General features: G+C 35.8%; 8 protein-coding genes. All 8 read right to left on the bottom strand.

The window, feature by feature from the left end:
- Positions 1-5: 5 nt before the first annotated feature.
- Complete coding sequence (locus J2W48_RS15975; RefSeq protein WP_310282646.1) at positions 6-452, bottom strand: GNAT family N-acetyltransferase; 447 nt, start codon at positions 450-452, stop codon at positions 6-8.
- A 111-nt stretch (positions 453-563) separates the two neighbouring features.
- Entirely contained in the window at positions 564-1,205 is a 642-nt protein-coding gene (locus tag J2W48_RS15980) for a DUF1579 domain-containing protein (protein WP_310282648.1), read from the bottom strand.
- 47 nt (positions 1,206-1,252) lie between these two features.
- On the bottom strand, positions 1,253-2,224 hold the full coding sequence (locus J2W48_RS15985; protein WP_310282649.1) for a DUF4837 family protein: 972 nt from the start codon (positions 2,222-2,224) through the stop codon (positions 1,253-1,255).
- A 47-nt stretch (positions 2,225-2,271) separates the two neighbouring features.
- On the bottom strand, positions 2,272-4,101 hold the full coding sequence (locus tag J2W48_RS15990; RefSeq protein ID WP_310282651.1) for a LysM peptidoglycan-binding domain-containing protein: 1,830 nt from the start codon (positions 4,099-4,101) through the stop codon (positions 2,272-2,274).
- A 110-nt stretch (positions 4,102-4,211) separates the two neighbouring features.
- Positions 4,212-5,399: a phosphoglycerate kinase gene (locus tag J2W48_RS15995; protein WP_310282653.1), complete on the bottom strand. Its 1,188-nt coding sequence runs from the start codon at positions 5,397-5,399 to the stop codon at positions 4,212-4,214.
- A 455-nt stretch (positions 5,400-5,854) separates the two neighbouring features.
- On the bottom strand, positions 5,855-6,532 hold the full coding sequence (locus J2W48_RS16000) for a histidine kinase (RefSeq protein ID WP_310282654.1): 678 nt from the start codon (positions 6,530-6,532) through the stop codon (positions 5,855-5,857).
- Positions 6,533-6,674: 142 nt separating this feature from the next.
- Entirely contained in the window at positions 6,675-7,649 is a 975-nt protein-coding gene (locus tag J2W48_RS16005; protein WP_310282656.1) for a PorP/SprF family type IX secretion system membrane protein, read from the bottom strand.
- A 43-nt stretch (positions 7,650-7,692) separates the two neighbouring features.
- On the bottom strand, positions 7,693-25,263 hold the full coding sequence (locus J2W48_RS16010) for a T9SS type B sorting domain-containing protein (RefSeq protein WP_310282657.1): 17,571 nt from the start codon (positions 25,261-25,263) through the stop codon (positions 7,693-7,695).
- Positions 25,264-25,282: the final 19 nt, after the last annotated feature.

The raw sequence follows: 25,282 nt of genomic DNA on the forward strand, positions 1-25,282 counted from the left end.
AACGCTTAACTGCGTTGCATCTCTATATGCGGAATATCGTCTTCCAGATACATTTCACTTGTTTGCACAAATCCGTGACTTTCATAAAATTTCTTTAAGTACAACTGAGCACCAATCGTTATTTTTTCTTTTCCAAAATTTAACTTTATTCCCTCAATAGCTTCACGCATTAAATTGTGTCCCCATTTTTTATCCCGGTAACCGGCATCGACTACTACTCTGCCAATTGAGGCATTTTCAAAGCTGATTCCTGCATCAAATAAACGGGAATAGGCCACTATTTTACCTTCATATTCTCCTATTAAATGTAAAGCTTCTTTATCTTTTCCATCAAGGTCCAAATAAACGCAATTTTGCTCTACTACAAAGATCTCACTTCGGAGTTTGAGTAAATCATATAGTTCGTTAACAGTTAAAGCCTCAAAAAGCTTTATTTTCCATTTTAATTCCATTTAATATTATCTCTTTTTGAATCATAAAAGTAAATATATAACCAAATTCATTAAAATAGAAATCCCGATTGCAAATTGCAATCGGGATTTCTATTTTAATGGATCGATAAATTATTTTTTCTTCATAATAATTTCCATGCTCTTAAATTCCTCACCGTTCTTAGTGTCAAACATTTCAATTTTACGGGTGGTTGCATCTATGATTGTATAGATTTCTCTAAATGGCGTTTTTTTACCATTTACCGGATTTACCATATCTCCTTTAAGTTCCATACTCTTGGTTCTTTCATCATATTTGCCAATAGCTACCATCATACCAGTACCCATATTATCGATAAAAGTAGTGGTATATTCTTTGCTTGCGTTGTTGTAAGCCAGTGTACTTTTACCTTCAAAAGGCTGCCCCATCATAGTTCCCTTGTAGTTTGTTTCCTGATAGCGGCCGCCAAGTACCATCTTGACATTGGCTGTAGAAGTAGCTTTTTCTGGTTTTCCATTGGGTTCCATCCAAAAAGTCATATCACAGCTCCATGTCCCGGTTTCATCTGCCATCATTTTATGAGAATTTCCCGGGGTGGCATATTTTTTCCATGCCTCCATCTCTGCCACAGAATCCATAGGTTTCTCAGCAATTGTTTCTTCACTTTTAATGCTATCAGCAATATTATTCGTGTCTATTTCTGTTTTCACGTCTTTTTTACAAGAAGCAAAACACAATAATAACAATGATAATGTTACATAAAAAAATTTCATAATTATCTGATTTAATATTAGTTATAACAAAAATAAAGAAAATACAATTATTTTATATCAACTTTTACGGATTTTATAATTGCTTCTAATTCTACCATTAAATCCCTTTCCTGATTAGATGGTGAATAACAAAATCCTTCAATTACTAAAATGCGATTATATATTTCATCAACCATGGCATAATTGATGAAAGGTCCTGTCATAAAATCGTTTTTTAATTCCCATGTCCCTTTGGTTTCATAGGTTTTCATTCCTTGCAGTGAGGTAATTGAAAAATACGGAGCATAATCTTCGCCGGTAATCATTTGTGTATTGGGTTCACGGCCTTTGATATAATGACCTACTGAATCCCTCATACGAATGATATTGCCTACGATGTCTGAATTCTTTGTTAGCCTGTTTAAAGGTATCTGATAAATAAGCAAACTTGTATTACCGCTTATTATTTCTTTTTTAAGCCAGATAAAATTCATTTTGTGCAACATATAGTCATAGCCTTTGGGAATTTGCAAGTCAATATGAAATTTGTTTTTTATTACTGCCGGATTCAATAATGATTTACTGTTATCCTGCTGTAATTTTTTGATTTCGGTTTCCCGGATCACCTTAATGATTTCTGCCGAATTCATTTCGATGCTGCAAATAATGTCGTCTACAGATTTTCCATAAATGCGAAAAGTATTATACGGCAACGATTTGTTTTTTATGACTTCAAATTTATCCGTTGTTGCTTTTTTCACAACGACAATGCTTCGACTGTCGGTAACAAACCCTTCTAATAATTTTGCCGGATATTGGTTAATGGTAAATAATGGTTCTTCCTGGGTGAGTCCCAAAACCGGCGAAGCAAGTTTATTCCTGATGCTGTCGCCTACTTCTCCATACCACAACTGATCGTCAATAATAATAGATATTGTGTTTGGTTTACCCTCTTTAGGTATGGATTGGTTTTCGTTTTTTTGAAAGCACGAAACCAATATAAGGGGAAGTAGTAATAATAAAAAATGGGTTTTATTCATTTTTATAATTTTATGAAATAAAACCCAAATTTAGGTAAGATTTTTTATTATCCGTTTATTTTAAGCTTCATTCCCGGCTTAATATCTTCATTTTTAATTCCATTCCATTTTTTAATGTCTGAAATAGTCACGCCAGGATATTTTTTTGAAATGCTGTACAATGAATCTCCTTTTTTAACGTAATACTCTTCCATACTTTTAGCAGACGGGGATTTTTTTCTGAACGAATCAATTGAGTTTGATGCAACGGCTGTAGATTCAACATCTGTATTCTCCTTTTTAGAAACAATTAATGTTTTACCTAAAGCCAGATTATTGGATGTCAAATTGTTCCATTCTTTTAATTCCGGCAGTGTTATTCCGAATTTTTTTGCAATACTACCCAGATTGTCTCCGCTTTTCACCACGTATTCAACCTCTATTTCTGTTTTATCTGTATTATTATCAACAGATGCAAGCGCTGTTTCATCGGAAACTTTTTTATCCGCTTCCGCAGTTACTTGTAGATGTTCTTTAGAATTTTTGGAATTTGTTTCGTTTGAATTAATTTTTAAAATCCTTCCATAAGCCAGAGAACTGCTTTTAAGATTATTCCATTTCTTCAAATCCAAAACAGTAACATTGTATTTGTCTGCAATAGCTGATAAATTATCGCCTTTTTGTATTTTATATAATTGTGTATTTTTTACAAGATCTACTTTTTGCTTATACAATTTAGTTTTTGGGGTAATTCTGGAAGCTAATTGTGTCGGGAAATCCTGAATACCTTTTTCATGTCTCAGATAAGCATAAATTTTGTCTTCATTTGAAACAAAAGTAGCGACTTTATCTTTTGGCAAACGCAAAAAATGCTGTTCATTTTGGTAAAAAGGGACAATTTTTAATTTATAGGAAGGATTCAAAAGTTCTAATTGTGATTGAGGCATATCTAACAAATCGGCAATTTGTTTAAATGACATTTGGCTCTTGATTCGAATAGTATCCGTTTCAAAATTTTTCAGAACAGCTCTAACCGGGTTGATTCCGTGTTCTTTATGGTATTCAAAAAGATACATTGTGGCTAAAAAAGCTGGAACATATCCTTGTGTTTCTTTAGGAAGGTAATTTCGAATATCCCAGTATTTTGTTTTTCCGCCTGAGCGACGAATTGCTTTGGTAACATTTCCCGGCCCTGAATTGTATGAGGCCAAAACCAGTTCCCAATCACCAAAAACACGGAACATTTTAGTCATATATTCTGATGCTGCGGCAGTTGCTTTAAGCGGATCACTGCGTTCGTCAATATACGAATCTATTTTAAGGTCGTATTGTTTTCCTGTTCCGTACATAAACTGCCAAAGTCCTGTCGCGCCCATTTTAGAAACTGCTTTAGGATTTAAAGCAGATTCTACAACGGCTAAATATTTAATTTCTAAAGGCACATTTTGTTTGGCAAAAGCATCTTCAAAAATTGGGAAATAATATTCTGACAAAGCCATTAATCGGGAGAACGATTTTTTACGATTCTTAAGAAATGACTTTATTATATTTTCTAATCCCTGATTGTATTCTATTTCAAAAGGTGATTTCTCATTCATTACCTGAAGACGCTGCCTGAGCAAATCTGTTGGTAATTCTTCATCAATGGTAATGTCTTTATTAATTGTTTGAATATCCTTAGTCAGATCATCGTAAATATCCAGGCTTGTTAATTCTTTCATCCAGAGACTATCTACACGACTAGCTAAATCATCTTTTACAAACGAATTTTTAACTGAATCTAAGTACGAAATCTTTACTTCTGGTTTAAATTCGATATCTGCTTTTACGGTATCTTGTGCAAAGGCAGTTATTGAAATAAATACTGAAACGGCTAAAAAAATTTTTCTTATAATCATATAACATTTTTTTTAAAATTCTATAACTCAAACGATTACAGAAATTCTACTTTTACAAACATAAGCAGATTAACGCTAAAAAGCATTAAAAAAAATGTTAATTCTGATGTTTAGTCTAAAATAGCTGCAATGCCAGGCAGTACTTTTCCTTCTAACATTTCAAGCATTGCTCCCCCGCCTGTAGAGACATAACTCATTTTATCTTCAAATCCGAATTGTTTTACAGCAGCAACAGAATCACCTCCGCCAACTAATGAGAAAGCCCCATTTTTAGTAGCCTCAGCGATATAATCTCCCAAAGCAATTGTTCCTTTAGAGAATGACTCCATTTCAAAAACTCCTAGTGGACCATTCCATAAAATTGTCTTAGATTCCAGTATAACTTTTTTGAAATTTTCAAGGGATTTTGGACCTGCATCAAGACCTTGCCACCCGTCAGGAATTTCTTTCACATCTATAATTTGAGTGTTTGCTGTGTTTGAAAAATCATCAGCAGCAATTACATCAACCGGAATATGAATCTGAACTCCCTTTTCTTTTGCAAGTCTTAAAATTTCAAGTGCTAACTCTTGTTTGTCATCCTCACAAATAGAATTACCTATTTTACCACCCAGGGCTTTAACAAATGTAAAAGTCATACCTCCACCAATAATCATGTGATCTACTTTGTCTAAGATATTTTCGATAACGGTGATTTTTGAAGATACTTTAGAACCTCCAAGAATAGCTGTAACCGGTTTTTCGCTATTTTTAAGCACTTTATTCAAACTTTCTATCTCTTTTGCCAATAATGTTCCGAAACATTTTTCTGTTGGAAAAAATTGTGCAATAATCGTTGTTGAAGCGTGTGCTCTGTGTGCAGTTCCGAACGCATCATTTACATATATATCCCCAAGTGATGCCAATTCTTTTGCGAAAGCAACATCTCCTGCTTCTTCTTCCATATGAAAACGCAGGTTTTCAAGCAATAAAACTTCGCCTGGTTTAAGATTTTTAGCTGCCGTCTGAGCTGCATCTCCAATACAGTTTTCAGCAAACTGAACTGGAACTCCTAAAATTTCTGAAGCTGTTTTTAAAATATGTTTTAATGAATATTTTTCTTCAACTCCTTTTGGTCTTCCTAAGTGTGACATTAAAATTACACTTCCGCCCTGTGCCAAAATAGCATCAATGGTTGGTTTTGCAGCCTCGATTCGTGTAGCATCTGTTACATTGAAGTTTTCATCCAAAGGCACATTAAAATCAACACGGATAATTGCTTTTTTATTTTTAAAATCGAAATCGTTTAAAGTTTTCATTTGATAAATATTTTTAGTTTTTTCTGAAAGAAAAACAAATATAGAACTTTTAAGGTAGTTATAAATTCGAATAAACCAAAAAATTGACAATCAAAAGAACGAAATCGTTATAATTTCACAAATAAATTCGTTTATTAAATATTAAACACAAATTCAAATATTAATTTAGCATCTGCTCCGGCTAAAAAAACCTTTTCTGTCAACTATATCAGGATAGAAAAGGCAAAACAAAAGACCTGTTTTTTTTAATCTATCTTATCCTTCTTTTTGAATGTAACAAATAGACAAATGTGGCTGAACAGGAAACATTATCGTTTCGTATCCATTGGCCTTTTCAGTGTTTTTAGAAACCAGGTAATTCCCTTCTGTAATTCCGAAATAAGACAACAACGGTGAGTAAAATGTAATCCCGATTTTATGCTTGGATTGGTTAGTTACATCACTGTTTAATATATCTAACTTAACTCGGATAGTTGTATGACAGCATCGGGTGTTTTATCGTCTTTTTTTAAAGCCAAAGCATAAATACTATTCAATGTATTAAACAAAAAATGCGGATTGATTTGTGCTTTTAAAAAAGCCAGTTCCGATTTCATTTTTTCTTTTTCTACATTTTGCAAACGTCCCGAAATAGCAAACAATAAACTTGAAATTATCCCCAGTAAATATACTAAAGCGGTGTGTCCATATTGGGTTGGAGGCCTGCCGGTAGTGTCAAAAAACATTGGCCTGGGTGGCATATTTTGAAAATGTGGAGGAGGTTTCATTCCTCCTTCAAAAGGTTTTGGGTTATTTAAAAAAGAGCCTGGGCGGTTTCCAAAATCTAAAAAATTATGATCGGGATGATCTAAGAATCTTGAAATCCAGAGAAAAAACAAAAGAAAACAGGCAATAATTATAAAATATAAAAATTGCCTGTTTAAAAAATAATATTTTGGAATTAAATAATAGTAGTTAAAATAAAAAAAACATAATAGACTAAAATAGATAAAGAAATAAATACGATCATGTACATTAGAATACAAATTAGGCCATACGAAAATTGTTTTAGCCGATGTAAATGCATAAGGCAAAAATAAAAAAGCCAGGCATAAACATATATGCAGGGTATAAAACGAAAGTTTTGTTTTCATAAATCAAATTGATTTATTCAAATTTAATGATCCCGATGGTTTATATCAAATTATTGAGGTAAAACCACACAATCTTGCGATTCGTTTTTAAATAATTGCTTAAAGCGTTTACAATATTTTTGTTCTAAATCTCGTAAACAAATTAATCGTGAACCGGACTTTGTGTACAAGGACAGTTACTGATAGACTGAAGGAAATCAAATCCGATGGTAACCACGTGGGTACCTGAATTGTAAGCACCTAAATCATTAAACATAACCTGATACGAATATCCAAAATAGAATTTAGATTTCATGAAACCAGCCATTGGACCAACGGATAAAGGTTTTGCGAACTGGTCATTCAGCATACGATATGAAACCCCAATCCAGTAATAATCTTCATAGCGATTGTAACGTCTGTATTTAAAGTTAAAATCGGTACTGGAACGTTTGTCACTTGCAAAATACTGAAAGTAAACAGATGGTTCATATTCTATACGGCTGTTTTCACCATCCCTGAAAGTGTAACCTGTGTAAACCTGATAATTAGAAAGCAAGTCAGGTTCTACTCCTCTAAACTTATCTACATTTTTCTTTAATACGTTATTGGCATTAAAACTCAAATAAAAATTTCTGTTACGGTATAATGCACTAATATCAAAGTTGTTATTTGATGTATAACGATTATCCGTTATTGTAGGATCTAAAATAGGATGTTCTATGTCAGTATTAAATTCGTCTGTATCAATCCTAAAACTATTAAAGTTATAGGAAAGACCAAAAGACAAATATTGCTTGGAATAATAATCTAAAATGATATGATGGGCAAACGAAACCTTGGCACCTGTTTGTCTTGTATATCCATTTTTATCATTATAAAGTGAAATACCAACTCCGGAACGGTCCAATATCCTAAAATCGGCATAGGCAGATTGATTTTCAGGTGCGCCTTTAATTCCGACCCATTGTGTCAGTCCGTTGATTCTAATTCTAAGATTGTCACCAATACCGGCATACGCTGGTGAAAGTACAAAAGGGTTATCAGCTAAATACTGCGTAAACACTGGTAGGTTTAACTCTTGGCTGTAACCTGATGTTACAGCCATGAGTACTAAGGATACTATTAATTTTTTCATTGTAATAATTTTTTTTGACAACATCATAGGGGCTATTATTTTGTTATCTGTATAAAGTGAAATGTCCAACAAACTCTCTTGCATCTTTCGCGTCATTTAGTTTAAGAACATACCAGTAATCACCAGTAGGCAATTCTTCGCCATTGTATCTACCATCCCATTTTTGACCATAACGATATTTAGCAATCACACGTCCGTATCTGTCGAAAATAGAGAACTCAAGGTTGTTATAAATATTAGTACAACCAGGACCCCATTCATCATAAAGACCATCTCCGTTTGGAGTAAAGTAATTCGGGATACAAACATCGATATAAGTCATTGGTACGATTAATGTCGCTGTACAACCATTCTGATCTCTAACTATAACTTCATAATCTCCAGATTGGTAGATTTTGTATTTGTTAGAAGTTGTAAACGGCTCACCGTTGAAACTGTACTCATAAGCAGGTGATCCACCTCCAGCTGTAACCGAAATTACATTCATTTCAGGTTGACCTCCTGATAATGCTAAAGTTAATGGAGCAACAGCTACTATGCTAAAATTAGCAGTTGGAACTTCACAACCATTACTATGTCTTGCTACAATGAAGTGAGTTCCCGGAGCAACATTCATAAAGATATTACTTGTTTGGTAAGTTCCGCTTCCATCAAGAGAATAATCAACATCCGCCGGATTTGTAATGCTCGCATCAATTGTCACCGTTACCATATTAGCACTAGCATTGTTGACACAGTCGTAATTAATTTCAAATGTTGGATCAAGAACTACTGAATCAGGCATTACTACCTCAAACTCGTAAATACAATTTAAAGCATCTTTTATGAAAACAGTATGTGTACCTCCGGCAAGATTTTCAAAAGTATGCTGTGTTCCGATAACAGGAACATAGGTGCCATCTATATTATCAATAGTAGCTGTATAAGGAGCTGTTCCGCCTTGAATATCAACAACAAAAGAACCATCATTATCACCTTTACATTCTTCTGGAATTATAGAATCCGGAGTAAGTGTTGCGAATAATAGATTTGGTTGAGTAATCTCAACATCTTCGATGATATAACATCCATTTTGATCCTGTACAATTATTTTGTAGGTACCTGGCGCTAGTCTATCGAAAGTGCTAATGAAATCAAACTGATTCAAATCAGGAGAAATAGCATATTTAATAGTTCCTGTTCCACCGATAGCTGTAACTACAATTTTACCATTGTTTTCTCCGAAACAAGAAACATTAGTAGCTGTAAATATTGCTTGTAAAGCTGTTGCAGGCTGGGTAATTTCAACATCTACAGATGTACTGTTACAATCTCCACTATCAACTCTTACTCTGTAGTTTCCAATAATCAGGTTTTCGAATCTACCGTTATCCTGTGGCCCTTGAACAATAGTTCCAGTAGTATCTTCTAAAGTATAAAGATAGTTACCTAAACCACCTTTTGCTTCAGCTACGATAACTCCTGTAGCTTCACCAGTACATTTTACAACTGCATTGGTAACATCTAAGTCTACTGTTAACGGAAGTAAAGCATCTATTTTAACTTCATTTGAAATGGTAGCCACACAACCGTTAGCATCTCTTACATAATATTGGTAAGTTCCTACTGGTACAGCAAAAGTAACCGAAGAGGTAAAAGAACCTGTTATTGTTGCAAAAGTAGCATCTGTGCTATAAGCATATGGCGCAGAACCTCCTACAGCACTCAATGTAAGTGTTGATTGAGTATTACATGTTTGCGAGGCAGCTAATACTAAACTTGGTATAACTTCTGTTGGTTCTGTAATAACAATATCAGTTGTTGTAGCAGTACAATTAAATCCGTCACTAACTGTTATGCTATAAGTTCCAGCTCCTAAACCTGTGAAGATTGGATCAGGCTGTGGACCAGAAACAATAACAGGATCTGCTGAAAGGATATTTAAAGTGTACATGTAGTTACTTCCTTGACCACCTGTTGGAGGATTAACAGTAATTACACCCGATTTATCTCCAAAACATGATAGTACCGGAGTATTTGCATTCGCTGTAATTACAATTGGTGTAGGTACAACTAATGCTGCTGTTGTTGATACAGGACATCCATTACCATCTCTCACATTGATTGTATATACTCCAGCAGATAAGCCTGTGAAGTTAGACTGAGTTGAATAATTTACTACAGTCGCTCCATTCAATACTAATTCATATTCATAATTATTATCCCAACCACCTGTTGCAGAAGCGGCTATCTCACCGTCATTGTTACCTGGATTACAGGTAATTTCTGATTGCGTTGTTGTAACTGCTAATTGTGTACTTGGTTGCACTATATTAAATACAGTAGAAACTTCACATTCAGGACTATTAATTAATTTAGCAACAACAGTATATTGGCCAGCGGTTAAATTAGAAATTACAATTGGACCAGCAGTTGTTGTTGTTCCGGTACTTGGAACCGGACCCGTAATCGTGTAAGTAAACGGACCAGCTTCATCAGCAGGAACTAATTGATTATCGACAAAAGTTAACTCAACGCTTCCGGTGTTTGTACCGTAACAGATGTTTCTGTTAATTGGTGTTGCTTTAATTTCGAAAGTATTAGGTTCGTTAACGTAATGAATTTTTTGGATTGTACATCCTGTAGCAGGGTTTACAACCGTGATTAAATAATCTCCTATTGTTAAGCCTGTGAAATTACCATTTGTATTGGACTGGTTAAATGGGTTACCATTTGTACCTGTAACTGTATAGTTTAACAGAACCGGTGTTCCTCCTGTAGAAGTCACGGTAACAGTAATGTCTTCATTTGAAACACAAGTGATTCCTGCATTAACAACAACATTAACAGCATCTAAACTAATGAAAGGATTCACTGTTACTGTTCCTGCGCTTGAACCTGTACATCCGTTATCGTCGAAAACATTTACAGAATAATTGCCTCCTAAGAAATCTGATTCAATATAAACAGTTTCAGAACCTCTTTGAACAACTACACCATTTCTAACAAATTCGTAGATAGTATAGGCTCCAGATCCACCAGCTACCGTACCTACAGTAACTGTAGCATAATTTGAAGCATTTGTACCAGCAGTACATCCGTATTGTACAATTATCGGAGCTCCAACTGTAATTAAAGCTGGTTGTGAAATTGTAACATCTTCAAAATCCTCACATCCTCTGCCAGAAGTCACAATAACCGTATAATCTCCTGCTTCTAAGTTTTCGAAAACAGGGTTTGTCTGGTTTGGTCTGCTTACAGCAACACCTAAAACAGTAGTTCCTGTTAATCGATATGTATAAATTGGGTTGTCATTTACTCCGGTTGAACTTGCAGTTAAACTAGCTGTAATTGTACCATTGTTACCCCCGTTACAAGTTACATCTGTTTTCGCTAATGTAAATCCGGTAATAGTTGTAGCTGGAGCTACGTAAACAACTACTTCAAAATCACAAGTGGTATCAACATCTCTAACTCGAACAATGTGGTTACCTGGAGTAACGTTATTGAAAACTGCAGGAGTAGTTGTAACAATAACTCCACCATCCAGGGTATATCTATAATTTGCTGTTCCTGAACCACCTGTTGCAGTTGCAGTAATCACACCATTATTAGTAACGGTACAACCTGGCAATGCTGTTATAGAGGTCTCTAATTGCAGCACAGGTACTATTGTCACGGCAGCAGTTGCAGTAACTTCACATTGATTAGCATCTCTAACTATTACATCATAAGTTCCAGGTGCGTTTACTGTAAAAGTATTGCTTGACTGGAAACCGCTTCCGATACTGTATTCGAAAGGTGCTACACCACCTCCTACGGTTACCGTAAAGGTATAATCTCCCGTAGCAGAAGGACATTGGCTTACGATATTTGTGGTAATAGCATTTGGCAACTGATCTACTATAATAGTGATAGGAATAAATGTTTCACAATTATTAGCATCTAATACATAAGCTCTCCAGTTTGTTCCTAAAGCAGGATCTAAGACAGCAATATTACTGTTTGAATAATCCCCTGGCGCTGGAGTACCTGTACCCAAAACAAATGCATATTGATAATTTGGAGTACCTCCTGCTGCCGTAACAGCAACCTGAGCACCTGAATTACAATTTGCATTAATATTTCCGGTTTGCGTTAATGATAATGCATCAGGCTGACCAACAGTAACCGAAGCTGTTTCAACACAATTTGTCACATTATCGATTACCTGAACTGTATAAGTACCAATTGGTAAATTAGTAAGTGTTACCACTTTGCCTGTCTGAGTTAACGTTCCAGTCATTGGACCGCCAATTAATGTTGCGGTATAAGTTCCGTCAAAGTTATCAACGTCAAATTTAACTGAACCGTTTGCTACTCCGTTACAAACTACGTCATTCACTAACTGACCCGCTATAGTTATGTTTACTAAAGGATCAACTGTATAAGTATCCTCATCTATACAACCATTTGCATCTGTAACTTTGAAAATATAAGTACCGGCAGGCAATAAGCTAAATACACCGCTAGATGCTCCTGAAACATTTGAAACCGCACTCGCAGGAGAAGTAATTTCAAAATTTAATGTTCCAACACCATGACTAACACTTACCGTAACGGTACTTGTAGTATTAGCTCCAGGATTACACCAGATTGGTGTTCCGGTAACTGTATCAATCGTTGGAGGGTCTAATGCAGGAATAATTACATCAACTGGTACAGCAATCACACAGTTATTAGCATCTTTAACATATGCTGTAACAGTACCTGAAGTCGTTGTAGTATACTCATTTTCATTACCATAACGCACTCCTCCGTTGAAACTATATTGATATGGAGCAGTACCTGTTGTTGGATCAACAGTAACTGTAACAGTTGCTGCCTGAGCCGCATTTCCTGTTCCGCAAGTTAATCCTTGAGTTAAAAATGCTGTAGCCACTAAAGCATTAGGCTCTGTAATGGTTACTGGCAATATAATTGAAATACATTGTTTCGCATCTTGTACAACGATGTCGTATGAACCAGCTGCTAAACCTGTAAAAATATTAGAATCTTGAAAACTTACTCCATTGTCAATACTATATCTGTATGGTAACACACCATCAGCAGCCGTAATAACAATACTTCCGTCAGAACCACCCGGACAGCTCACATTATTTTCAATAGCTGTTGCTGTTGGAGTTGTTCTGTCTGTTACTTCAACAGAAACAGAAGCAGCCTGACATCCCTGACTATCTGTAACCCTGAAAGTATAAATTCCAGGAATGTTAGTTGTGTAAGGCAATGGCAATGTTACTGCTGTGTAAGCTCCTCCATTAAAACTAACATCAAAATCAGTATAAGTAATCGTTCCCTGAGTTGCTAATAATGATATTGAAGCATCTCCTGCACAAGTATAATCTTGTGTTAAAGTAGCTTGTAATAACAATTCCTGGTTTAAAGTATATGGACTTGGTGTAATACATCCGTTTCCATCTTGAATATAGAATGTGTAATTTCCTGGCGCATTCAATACAAAGTCTGGACTAGACTGGTATCCGTTTCCAATACTAAACATTGGTGTACCAACATAAGTTCCTGTAATCGTAATAGGAACCGGGCCACCTGTATAACAATATAGTCCTACAGATGAATCAATTGTTGGCAATGCATCTGTACCTATTGTTACATTTAAAATATCAGGACAATTATTAGCATCTAATACATAAACATCCCAAGCTGTGTTTACAGTTGGATCTAAGACTGCACTTGCAACAGTATCGTAGTCTCCCATTACAGGAGTTACTCCACTTTGTACAAAAGCATATCTGTAACCAGGAGTTCCACCAGCAGCAGAAACAGATACTCTTGCACCAAAGTTACAATTTGCATTCACATTGCTTACCAATGTTAATACAACCGGACTTGGCTGTGTTACTTCAATAGATGCAGTTGCTGTACAACCTGTTGTATTGTCTCTAATTTCTACTGTATACGTTCCTGGAACTAAACCAGTAACATTTACAGTATTACCTGTTTGTACTAATGTCCCTGTTCCAGCGATCAAATTCGCAGTATAACTTGTTGCATAGTTAGCCGCTGTAAATCTAATGGCTCCGTCTGCAGCTCCATTACAAGTAACGTTCCTTACAAGCTGCGCATCAATTGTAATATTTGTAACTGGATTAATTGTAATTGATTCCTGGTCTTTACATCCGTTCGCATCTGTTACTTCAAATAAATAAGGACCGTCTGCTAATCCTGTAAACACACCATTTGAGGCACCAGAAACATTTGATGTTGCACTTGCTGGTGCAAGTATTGCATAACTCAAAGGCCCAACCCCATTTGTAGTTGTTATAGTAGCAGTACTTGTTGTGTTAGCAACCGGATTACACCAGATTGGTGTTGCAGCAATATTTGTAATAGTTGGCGGGTTCAAGGCAGGAATATTAACTCCATCGACTAAAGGAAAAAAACATCCTTTTGCATCTCTTACTAAAACATCGAACGTTGTTCCAACAAAAGATTCATATGTATTGACATCCGAATAATTTACACCGTCAAAACTATATTGATAAGGAGATGTTCCCCCAGAAGCTGTTACTGTAACAACTGCTTTAGTTGGGACATTTCCAGAAGCACATGTCAATGAAATTGTAACCACTGACGAGGCTGTTAAATCATTAGGCTGTGTTATTGTAATTGGTGCATTACTATATACACACGATTTTGCATCTCTAACTGTAACAACGTATGAAGTACCAGCTGTTAAATCTGTAAATATATTTGATGATTGGAATGCTCCTGCATCCAATTGATATTCGTATGAACCAACACCAGAAGAAACATTTACCGTAATTGTACCATCATTACCACCAAAACAACTTACATGTGTTTGCGTAGTTGTAAATACAGTTGGCGGAATAGCGTCTAATGTAAATGTTGTTGTGGCCTGACAAGCAACAGGTAATTTTGCATCACTTACTCTGAAGATATAATTTCCTAAAACACTTGTAGATAAAACATTACTAGCCATCGTTGTATAGGAAACTCCACCATCTGTAGAGTACTCATATGTATAAGAAGTATTGTAACCTCCTGTTGCAGTTAATGTTATCTCTGCATTTGGTGTCGCTGTACAATCTAATTCCCTTGTCAATAAAGCACTTAAGAATAGTTGTGGTTTTACTTCATACGAAGTTGTTGCCGTACAACCATTACCATCCTGAATTACTAAATTATAAGTACCTGAATCATTGAATGTAAAGTTTGGGCTTGTTTGGAAAGCACTTCCATTTACGCTATATGTAGCACCTCCATTAATTGCAGGATCAACTGTTCCTGTTATCGTAATTGTAAATGGATTTCCATTATAACATATTTCAGCAACAGGGTTGATTGTTGGATCTGCATCTCTGTCTAAAGTTATTGGGAATGGTTTGATACAACCATAATCGTCTTTTACATAAGCAACATAATCTCCTGCATTTCTATTAAATGTATTAGCAGAAGCCCATCCAGCAGTAGTTGCGTTTGGAGCAGGATCTGAAGCAGGTAATAATAAATAAGAGTAAGGAGCTGTTCCATCTTTTGCAACTGCAGTAATTACACCAGAATTAGGATTACAATTTGCGTTTTTAGAAACAGAAGCTGTAACTGATAAATCAATTGCAGATTCAGTAATATTAAATGGCACTGTTGCAACACTACATCCGGCATTTGTAGCACCAGCTGTTTCACTTACTACTATAATATAATTTCCAAAAGGCAATGAGCCAATATTTGAAAGTGTTAAACTTCCGCCTGTTGGTACCGTTCCTGTTCCTGTTATACCAGTAGAAACCATAGATAGAGAATTAAATATCTCATAACTAATTGGTGTATCTGATGTGTATGTACTATTTATTGTAAATGTTACATTTCCATCAGCATTGCCACGACAAGTAATATTATTTGAAGTAAGTGCGCTTGTAGTTAAGGTTGAATTGGTTGGAATAGGCAACTCCGCAGTTTCAAAATAATAACAACCTGTGTAAGCATCGTGTACTATAAAAGTATATAAAACACCTGGTATTAAATTAGGAATAGTAGTTTTTTTACTTTCAAAACCATCTTCATCATACCATGGAAGTGCAGTTGGACCAGTATATGTCATTCCAGGCCCAGTGTAAACAGCAAAATGGAAAGGACCATCACCCGTAATAGCTGTTGATGCAGCACCAATTGCTACAACAGCAGAACCTAAAGCAGAACAATCTGCAGGTGGAGGCGTGACAGTTATATCTAAATCTTCCGGTGGGGAAGCAACTAAAACATTTTGAATTAATACTGAACATCCATTTGAATCTACAACATTAATCTGATATAATCCAAAATCTACAACATTGAAACTTACTGAGGTAGTTCCCAGATTGTTTAACTCAGATTCGTCATATCCGTTAACGCCAGTAACAAAATAGTTGTAAGGACCTACTCCCCCTGTCACACTATCAACAATAACAGAACCTTTAGATATTCCAGTTAAAATATTACAAGTAATAGGTACAGAATGATGAATCACGGTTATAGGCAAAGGTTCTGAGATCACTATGTTTTGAGTATCAAAACATCCTCTGGCATCAGTAACGGTAACTGTATAGTTACCAGCTGCCAATCCCGAAGTTTGCGTTCCATAATCAACACCGGTAGTAGTATTTAAAACAGTAATTAAAAACGGAGATTGACCTTTAGTAGCATCATACACTATAGCAATGGCTGCAGTATCATCTCCACTACAATTAATACTTTGTGTTTGCGTAACAGACGTGATCTCTGGTTGAACTGTTGCCGTGATAATAATCGGAGTTGTAGTTTCAAAAACACATCCGTTAGCATCGGTAACTCTGAAAGTATAACTTCCAGGATTCAATGTATTGAAAACATTCGAAGCCAGAGCCGTGTATGCTCCAAGGGCTTCTTTAGATTCGTAAGTATAAGGAACACTTCCTCCATTTGGAGTTAAAGTAACCTGAGCATCCATTGGTGCAGTACATGTAATATCTTTATCCAATACAGCTGTCAATCCTAATATATTGTCAACTATAACAACATTGCTGTTAGCTGTACAGCCGTTACCATCCCTAACTCTAACGGTATAGTTTCCTGGTGCTGAAATTACAAAAGTATTTCCTGTCTGGAATGATGCGCCATTGTCAATACTATACGTTATCGGAGCTACTAACCCTGCTCCTGGAGTTGCAGTGATTGTGTAGGTTCCTACGCCAAAACACTGACCTGTTGCTGAAGCAGTAACTGATGGAACAACATCTCTTGCAATAGTAATATCTAATTTTAAAGTACAACCATTAGCATCTATAATATGAACATCCCATTCTGTATTTACTGCAGCGTCTAAATTCGCAGTATTAGAATTGGTATAGGCACCTATTGCTGCATTATTTTCTACAAATGAATATCTGTAAACTGGTGAACCACCTGTAACAGTAACGGTTACACTTGAAGTAGTAACAGCACAATTTCCATTAATTGTTGCATAAGTAGCAGACAGCGCTGCTGGTTCATTTATTGTAACCAAAGCTGTTTCTGTACACCCAGTCACTTCATCTGTAACAATAACAGTGTAATCTCCAGCTATACGATTCGTTAAATTAATTGTTGAAGCAGTTTGTCCTGTAACTGCAGATCCTCCATTTACAGTATAGCTGTATGTACCAGCGTATCCTGCAACAGTATATCTGGCTGAACCAGTATTTCCTGCATTACATAATACATCGCTTATTTTAGTACCAATAAGGGTAATTGGAGTAACCTGGTTTATAGTATGTGCCTCAGTATAGAAACATCCGTTAGCATCAGTCACTTTAAACATATAAGTTCCCGGAGCAAGATTTGCGAAAGAATTAGATGTTTGTTTAGCAATAATTACTGGGGATGGAGCAATCGTTTCATATTGAAGAATTCCTACACCATTTACTGCAGTTAATGTAACTGTTGTTGTTGTCGCAGTACAAGTAATTGCATTAGCAGCAAAAGTTAAATCTGTTGGAGGATTTAATCTAAATAAAGTCCCTGAGCCTGAAATTATACAACCTTGTGCATCTCTAACAGAATAAGTATAATTCTGGTCTGCACCATTGTCATTTAAAGTAAAAGTATTTGCATTACCAAAATCACCTCCATTAAAGCTGTATTGATATGGAGCAGTTCCTGTTCCGGTTGTAGCATTAATTGTTACTGATCCTGCTACTTTTGAATTTGCTATATCGCATGTAAATGGAACTTCTGTAACTGTAGCCTCCAATTGATTTGGTGCCGTTAAATTAACTATCACTGTTCCTGTACAATCTTTACTGTCTTTTACATAGAAAGTATAAGTTCCTGCTGCTAAACCTGAGAAAGTAGCATTTGGAGTATACGTTGTTCCATTGCTGCTGTAAGTATATCCACCTGATCCACCTGCACCAACAAGTTCTACAGAACCATTATTTCCTCCATTACAAGATGGATTAACATGCGTTTCTGTAACTGATGGATTGGCAATTCCAACTACAGTTGTTGTTGATGAGGTTGAACAACCATTAGCATCTGTTACTGCAAAAATATAACTATCTACATCAGCCTGGATTACATTGTATGTAAATGTTGGTCCAGAAATAGGGGCACTTAGTGCACTTGGAGTTCCGGTTCCTTTAGTTACTGTGTATCTAAATGGAGCACGACCCCCAGAAATGACAACTGTAATAGTTGCATTAGGTGTTGGTGTACAATCCAGTTCTTTAGTAACAGATGATACAACTGCTAATTGTGGGTAAATTACCAGCGGAGTTGTTGTTGTTGCAGTACACCCGTTACCATCTCTTACCGTAACTGTATAAGTTCCTGCAGGAACATTAAATATGTTACTCGCCTGAAAAGATGTCCCGTCAATACTATACGTTAAAGGCGCAATTCCTGTACCAGTCGCAGTAAGTATAAATGAATTTCCTGATCCTGTACATTGATTACTGTTTGAAGCAGTAACCGTTGGTAAAGCATCGCTGCTAATTGCAACCGGATTTGTAGTGATACATCCGTTTGCATCTTTTACATAAACATCCCAATTTAAATTGGCTCCAGAATTAGTATCAACTGAAAGAACATTTCCACTTGCATAAACCGTTGGAGCTGCTGTTCCGGCTCTCACAACTGCATAAGTATAATTTGGAGTTCCACCATTTGCAGTTATTGTAATTTGTGCAAGACCATTATTACAACTAATATTAGTTCTGGTTGCAGTAAAAGTTAAAGCATTTGCAGGCTGATTTACTATTATTGTAGCTGTGTTAGTACATCCTGTTGCATCGTCTGTAACCTGAACTGTGTAAGTTCCTGCTGGTACATTTGATAAAGTTACTGTATTACCAGTTTTTACCAGGGTACCTGTTCCGGCAGTTAAAGTAGCTGTATATGCCCCAACTGTTGCATTACCTGAAACTGTAAATGTAATATTACCTGTTGAACCTCCTCTACATAATACATCGTTGTCTTTGTTTCCAACAATTGAAATCGGAGTCACGGCAGCAATTGTAAATGGCTTATCAAAATAACATCCGTTAGCATCCGTTGCTCTAAAATTATACGTTCCCGGTGCTAATCCTGTAAAAACACCTGTTGTATTAGATACCACAGAAGCAACTGGTGATGTAATTGAATAAGTTATAATTCCAACACCATTTGTAGCGACTGCCGTAACGGTAGTAGTAGTTGCTGTACAGGTAACTGCAGCAGCATTAAATGTAATATCTGTTGGTGGATTTAATCTATTAATAGTAATAGTCTGTACAGGTGTTTTACAACCCTGAGCATCGCTAACTACATAAGAAATAGTTTGATTTGTACCATTATCCGTTACAGGTAAAGTACGTGTATTTGTAAAAGTTGTTCCACCATCAAAACTATATTGATAAGGTGCCGTACCTGTTGTAGGAACTGCTATAGTTACAGTAGCTGTCTGTTTTACATTTGATGCATTACATGTAAATGTAGTTGCAGAAGCAGTTGCTGTTAAAGTTGTTGGCTGATTAATTGTAATACTTCCCAGAACAGATGTACAGCCTTTACTGTCCATTACCTGGTAAGAATAAGTTCCCTCAGCTAAACCTGTATAATTAGATTGCGCTATAAATGTTGTAGGGGCTGGAGTTACTGAACTATTATAGAATAAGTACGTAAATCCTCCTGATCCTCCGGCGCCCACTAATTGCACTGAACCTGTTGCTGCTCCATTACAAGTAGCATCAATCTTCGTCGCTGTAATAGTAGGATTTATAATTGCATTTACTGTTGCATTTACTGTTACAATACAACCTGTTGCATCAGTAATTTGGAAAGTGTAAATGTCGGCAGTACTTGCTGAATAAACAAATGATGTTCCAGTCACAGCATTACTTGATCCGTAAGCTCCGGCACCTCTTCTTACTCTATAAGTAAAAGCACTAGTTCCTCCGGTAATATTTACCGTAATAGTAGCATCTGGTGAAACACTGGTACAATCTAATGTTTTAGAAATTGTTGCAATCGCTCCTAATTGTGGTGCAATAACAATATCGCTTATTGTAGCAGTACAATTGTTACTATCTGTTACAATAATGTTATGAGTACCAGGCCCAACATTTGTAAATGTATTTGATGTTTGAGCAGGCAGGCCATTTAAGCTATATGTTAGTACACCAGTACCTGTAGCTGTTACCACAAGTGTTGATTGATTTGTAGTATCATAACATAAATCTGAAGTAGTGTCCAATGATGCTGTTGGTGGCGTTGGAGCATTAATATCTACTTGTACCGATGCTGGAGACGCACAAGAATTAGCATCACGTGTTACCACTGTATAAGATCCGGAAGCTACATTAGTAAACACTCTGGAACTCTGAAACGGAACTACTACTGTAACACCGTTAGATTCTCTTAATTCATATTGATAACTAGGTGTTCCTCCTAAAGCTGTAGCTGTTATTGAAGCCCCTGTAGTACAGGTAGGCTGTGTCGTTACCTGCGCAGTAACTGTTAATGCTGCCGGTGCATTTATTTCATGAGTCAGAGGTAAAACACAACTAGAGGCAGATGCATCAAAACGTACTCTGATATTATAATTTCCACTTCCTAACCCTGTAGCCGTCACTGGAGAAACTTTAGAGTTTATCCATGTCGTTCCATCGTTTAATGAATAATCAAATCCATAAGGCAGATTAAAGTTTTGAGCTGAAATTGTAATTTCTCCATCGTTAGATCCGCTACATGTAAGATCTTTAAATCCTGTTATTGACGCTGTAAATGCTCTATTACTATCAATTAAAATTGGAAAATCTTTTTGAGCAATACAGGACTCTGGTATCTGACGAACCCAAATATCATCTAAAAGTACATCATTACCGTTAAACTGAATACTGTATGAACGAATAACAAAACTTAAATTATTATAGGTCCCAGGATTTAATGATAATTCATTGTATTCCCACTGCTCGCTCTTAGGTATTCTCCAAGGATTTGTAGTATCAGTTGTAGCAACAATGGTTTCAGGACCACCAACACCATTCAAATTATTAATCAATTGAATTGTTAATTCCGGATCTGCATGGCTTGTAGAAGATCCAACAATTAAATTTTCCGCCCATAAGGAAATAATTACTGGCTGGTTTGGAATCACATCATTAATAGGTTTACTATATAATATACCTCCAACACCAGCAGATGCTCCAACATTCACACAAAGGAATCTTCCTAGAGGGTTCGCTGGCAGTGTATGATCTTTTGCAAAAATCCAAGAGCCACCAAAGTTCGTATTAATAGAACTCGCAACTGCATATTTACCGTCATTAATTTGATAATCATTTATATCACCACATAATGCCGGCCAGTTAGTTGGATGAGGAGTCGTCTCATCTTCAAAACAATAAAGCGGGCTGATTCCAGGAGTTGTAGTATACCCTCCTATACCAAAGTCTTCTTGCAATAAATTACTATAAGTAGATACAGTAGTTACATTATACTTAACAGAGATAGTATGCGTACCGGAAGGAACATCTAAAAACACATTATTTGTAATTGGAGCATTAGGAACGCCATCCAAATAATATTCGTAACTATAATTTGCTGAAGTTCCATTTGTAACGGTTACTGTACTAGTTGCAGTACCATTACAATTAAATACCGGATCTTCTACAGTAATGGTTGGTTCTGCAGGTTTTTGGTCAAGAATTATATCATAAGGAATTGTAAATTCACAACCTAACGCATCTCTTATTTTTAAAATATACTGACCAGGCAATACATCTTTTTCATTAGAACTCTGCCAGGTCGTTCCATTATCAAAACTGTATTGGTAAGGCGCAGTTCCTCCTTGGGCATTATTAATTCTTAATTTACCCCCTTGGTTAACACCGCTCCCATCTGGCAAAGTACAACCGGCCAATGCAGCTACACCACCAGAAGCTGTTACTGCAGAAGCGGGCCCAGAAATGATAACTTGCTGTGCAGGATCTGTACAATATTTAATTTGTGGTTGAGTCTGCCATTGTGGTATATAGGATATACCATATCTTACTACAACATTATAAGTTCCAGGCTGCAAATTTGAGAATACAGGATTCGTTTGAAAAGATCCTCCGTTATTAATACTATACGACATACTATATCCGTTAGCATTTGTAACATTTACACTTATTTGTGAATTATCATTATAACAATTACTATTGGTATTTGATATTGTATAAGTTGGTTTTGTAGCGTTTGGAATAGTAATAGATGTTGTTGTACTACAATTTTGAGAATCAACTACTCTAATTTCATAGACTCCCGGTTCAGTAACTTCAATTTCATTCGATGTTTGAAATGTAGAAGATCCGTTTATAAAATAATAATATGGAGCATAATTTCCTCCTGTTGCTGATACAACAATTTTACCATTGCTACAAGCGGTTAATGGTTCTACCAAAGCCGCCGTTGCTACAATAGCACTTACCGGTTGTTGTATGTAGATATACTCTGACACATCACAATTAGGTGCCGGACTACCATTAACCGGTCTATTAGTAACTCTAACCCGATACGATATTCCAGGTGTTAAATTATCAAAAGTATAATCTGATTCATTAATTGGACCCACGCTATTTACAAGAGTACTGCCATCATAAATATAATAGTAATATTGTGGATCAATATTAAGAGCTCCTACTTTTATAGCTCCTTTTTCGCCAAAACATGAAGGTTGAGTTACAAAGGTGCTTATCTCTAAATTTCTTCTTCTGATAAGAATATTTGGAACTGTAAAATTACAAGGATTTGTAGTTACACCAATTTGTCTGATGTGGACTGTATATGAATTTGGATTACTAATAGTAAAAGTATTACTCGTCTGATAAGTTCCTACAGTGCCATTAGGATCTGTGCTAAGTGCATATTCATATCCAGCTGGTACACCTTCAATAGTAATACTACCATTGGTACCACAAATAATATCCTCATGTATTTCAGTTGCATTTAATGAATTCGTATAAACATTAAAATAAAAGCGGTTAAAACATCCGCCGGCATAATTTAATGTTAAACGATATTGACCAGCTATACTTGCATTGTAGTTTCCACCACTTCCAACCGGAATCCAGGTACATGAATTACTTTCATTAGCACAGTTTTGATTAGTTACTGCAGTACAACTTGCCTCATCTAGTCTTTCCCAAACGATACTTGAAGCATCTGAAATATTCGTTGTAATTTGTCTTGATGCATTTGCACCGCACAAGAAAATATTTGGTAATCTTTTTCCATCATTAGAACAAGTTACTACCTGATCTGCAAAAGGAATTACAGGATTTTCTGTGGTGTTACCAAATCTGGTTACAACAAATGATTGATAAATAGATCTACAAGGAGCAGCTGCTAAATTGTATACATAGTATGTTCCCGGATTTCTTACGTTGAATGTTTGTCCTGTTCCAATTTGGTTGGTACGGGCTTCGTCACTGTACCATGTGTAATTTGTATATCCATTTGCAGCTACAAGATTTATACTCTCACCACATAAAGTAACGTTTTCTTCAAACTTACAACCATCAATCCCAACTAAAAAGTTAGTAGCTTTTGGAATTAAAATACATCCGGTATTGACATTCACACTCGGATCATCAGAAATTATAAAAGTTGTATTCTGTGTTCCTCTATAAGTAGCATAAGCAGAATTATCAATACTGTTTGAACATGCTTCACTTAACATATGGCAATCCGGAACTACCTGAACCTTAAAACTAATTATTTTTTCAGGGTCTCCAACTTTAACTACATTATTATCGATAGCAAAAACAATATTTCTTGTAGTCGCATCATAACTTTGGATTGTCACTCCTGTTGGCAAGGAAACTATGTCCCCAGGATAATTAAAAATAATATTTATTGGCAATTGATCTCTAATAGTAAAAGAAGTAGCGTTATCATTGCCGGTATTTCTGAAACCAATTTCATAATTTAATTGCTGACCCAAAGTTACATCCTGCCCACCAATATCAACACCTGCAGAATTTTTTACAATTTTAGTTAGAACAATTTTTGGCTCAATGATCTCAACATTAAATGCATTAAAAAAGAGCCCATAACCATCTCCGTTGGTACTCAGTTTTAACACCGCAGATGTGTCGTTATTATTAATAATTGAATTTGAAGCGTTATTTAAATTAATTATTCCAGCTTCAAAACCAAGGGTATTTCCACTATTTGGATTTCTATTAGTATAAGGCCCTGAAGTATCATTGATAGTACTATTAAAAAAGTTATTAATAGGGCGTTCAGTCGTTGAAATATCAGTATTATTTATAGAATATCTGTCACCAGTAAGATTAACATCCCCTTCTAAAGCTGCAAACGCAAGTTTTGCTTTTACAACTCCTGTTGGAATAGTTTTAAACCCTGAAATTGGATACGTTACCGGGCCGCTTGAAGACTGAATCCAACGAAAACCATCAAAAGAAGTAATATATTTTGCAGATGATTTAGGATCCTCATATACTACAAATAAATTCCAGCCTGCAGAAAAACCACCATTTATCGTACCTCTTGCAGAAATAATATTTGCCGCCGTATAAGTTCCTTCAGGATTAGCTAATGCTTGTACCAGAGTCGTTGCATCATAATAATAAGCGTACGGCATCTGATCACCATTAGATGTCGCCGGAAAATAATCATAGATTAATGAACCAGTGATGTCGGTATAATTCGTTTGACCAGGAAGCTTAAATTTAATTGAACCTAAGTTAGCACGATTAACGGTGCCGTTATCAACAGCACCTTTACTATAAATACCAGCCCAATAAAGTCCAGCATACACAACTTTATAACATTCTCTACTACCTGTTGGTATAACTAAATTTGCCGAACTTGAACTAAACGTGGTAGCATCACTATCGATATCAATATACTGCATATTAAGATCGTTATTGTTCTGACTAGTTGAATTGAAGGCATTGTTTGGCCGTTCACCATTTCTATTGTTATCTCTATTCAGAATATTATTGCCTATCAAAAGCATATCGCCTTTTAAACTCGTATCATAACGGGCAGTGAAATCTTTTTGCGAGAAAACAATAAAACTTTGTATAAAAAATAATACAACTAAAACGGATTTAAAAGTAGTAGGTTTTTTCATGGTATTTACTTTTTTGGGC

It is taken from the genome of Flavobacterium piscis, from assembly GCF_031457575.1.
Lineage (GTDB): Bacteria > Bacteroidota > Bacteroidia > Flavobacteriales > Flavobacteriaceae > Flavobacterium > Flavobacterium piscis_A.

What these genes read in the sequence shown, in the direction of transcription:
- J2W48_RS15975 (WP_310282646.1), bottom strand. Translation starts at nt 452, where the DNA reads ATGGAATTAAAATGGAAAATAAAGCTTTTTGAGGCTTTAACTGTTAAC.
- J2W48_RS16005 (WP_310282656.1), bottom strand. Translation starts at nt 7,649, where the DNA reads ATGAAAAAATTAATAGTATCCTTAGTACTCATGGCTGTAACATCAGGT.
- J2W48_RS15995 (WP_310282653.1), bottom strand. Translation starts at nt 5,399, where the DNA reads ATGAAAACTTTAAACGATTTCGATTTTAAAAATAAAAAAGCAATTATC.
- J2W48_RS16000 (WP_310282654.1), bottom strand. Translation starts at nt 6,532, where the DNA reads ATGAAAACAAAACTTTCGTTTTATACCCTGCATATATGTTTATGCCTG.
- J2W48_RS15980 (WP_310282648.1), bottom strand. Translation starts at nt 1,205, where the DNA reads ATGAAATTTTTTTATGTAACATTATCATTGTTATTATTGTGTTTTGCT.
- J2W48_RS16010 (WP_310282657.1), bottom strand. Translation starts at nt 25,263, where the DNA reads ATGAAAAAACCTACTACTTTTAAATCCGTTTTAGTTGTATTATTTTTT.
- J2W48_RS15990 (WP_310282651.1), bottom strand. Translation starts at nt 4,101, where the DNA reads ATGATTATAAGAAAAATTTTTTTAGCCGTTTCAGTATTTATTTCAATA.
- J2W48_RS15985 (WP_310282649.1), bottom strand. Translation starts at nt 2,224, where the DNA reads ATGAATAAAACCCATTTTTTATTATTACTACTTCCCCTTATATTGGTT.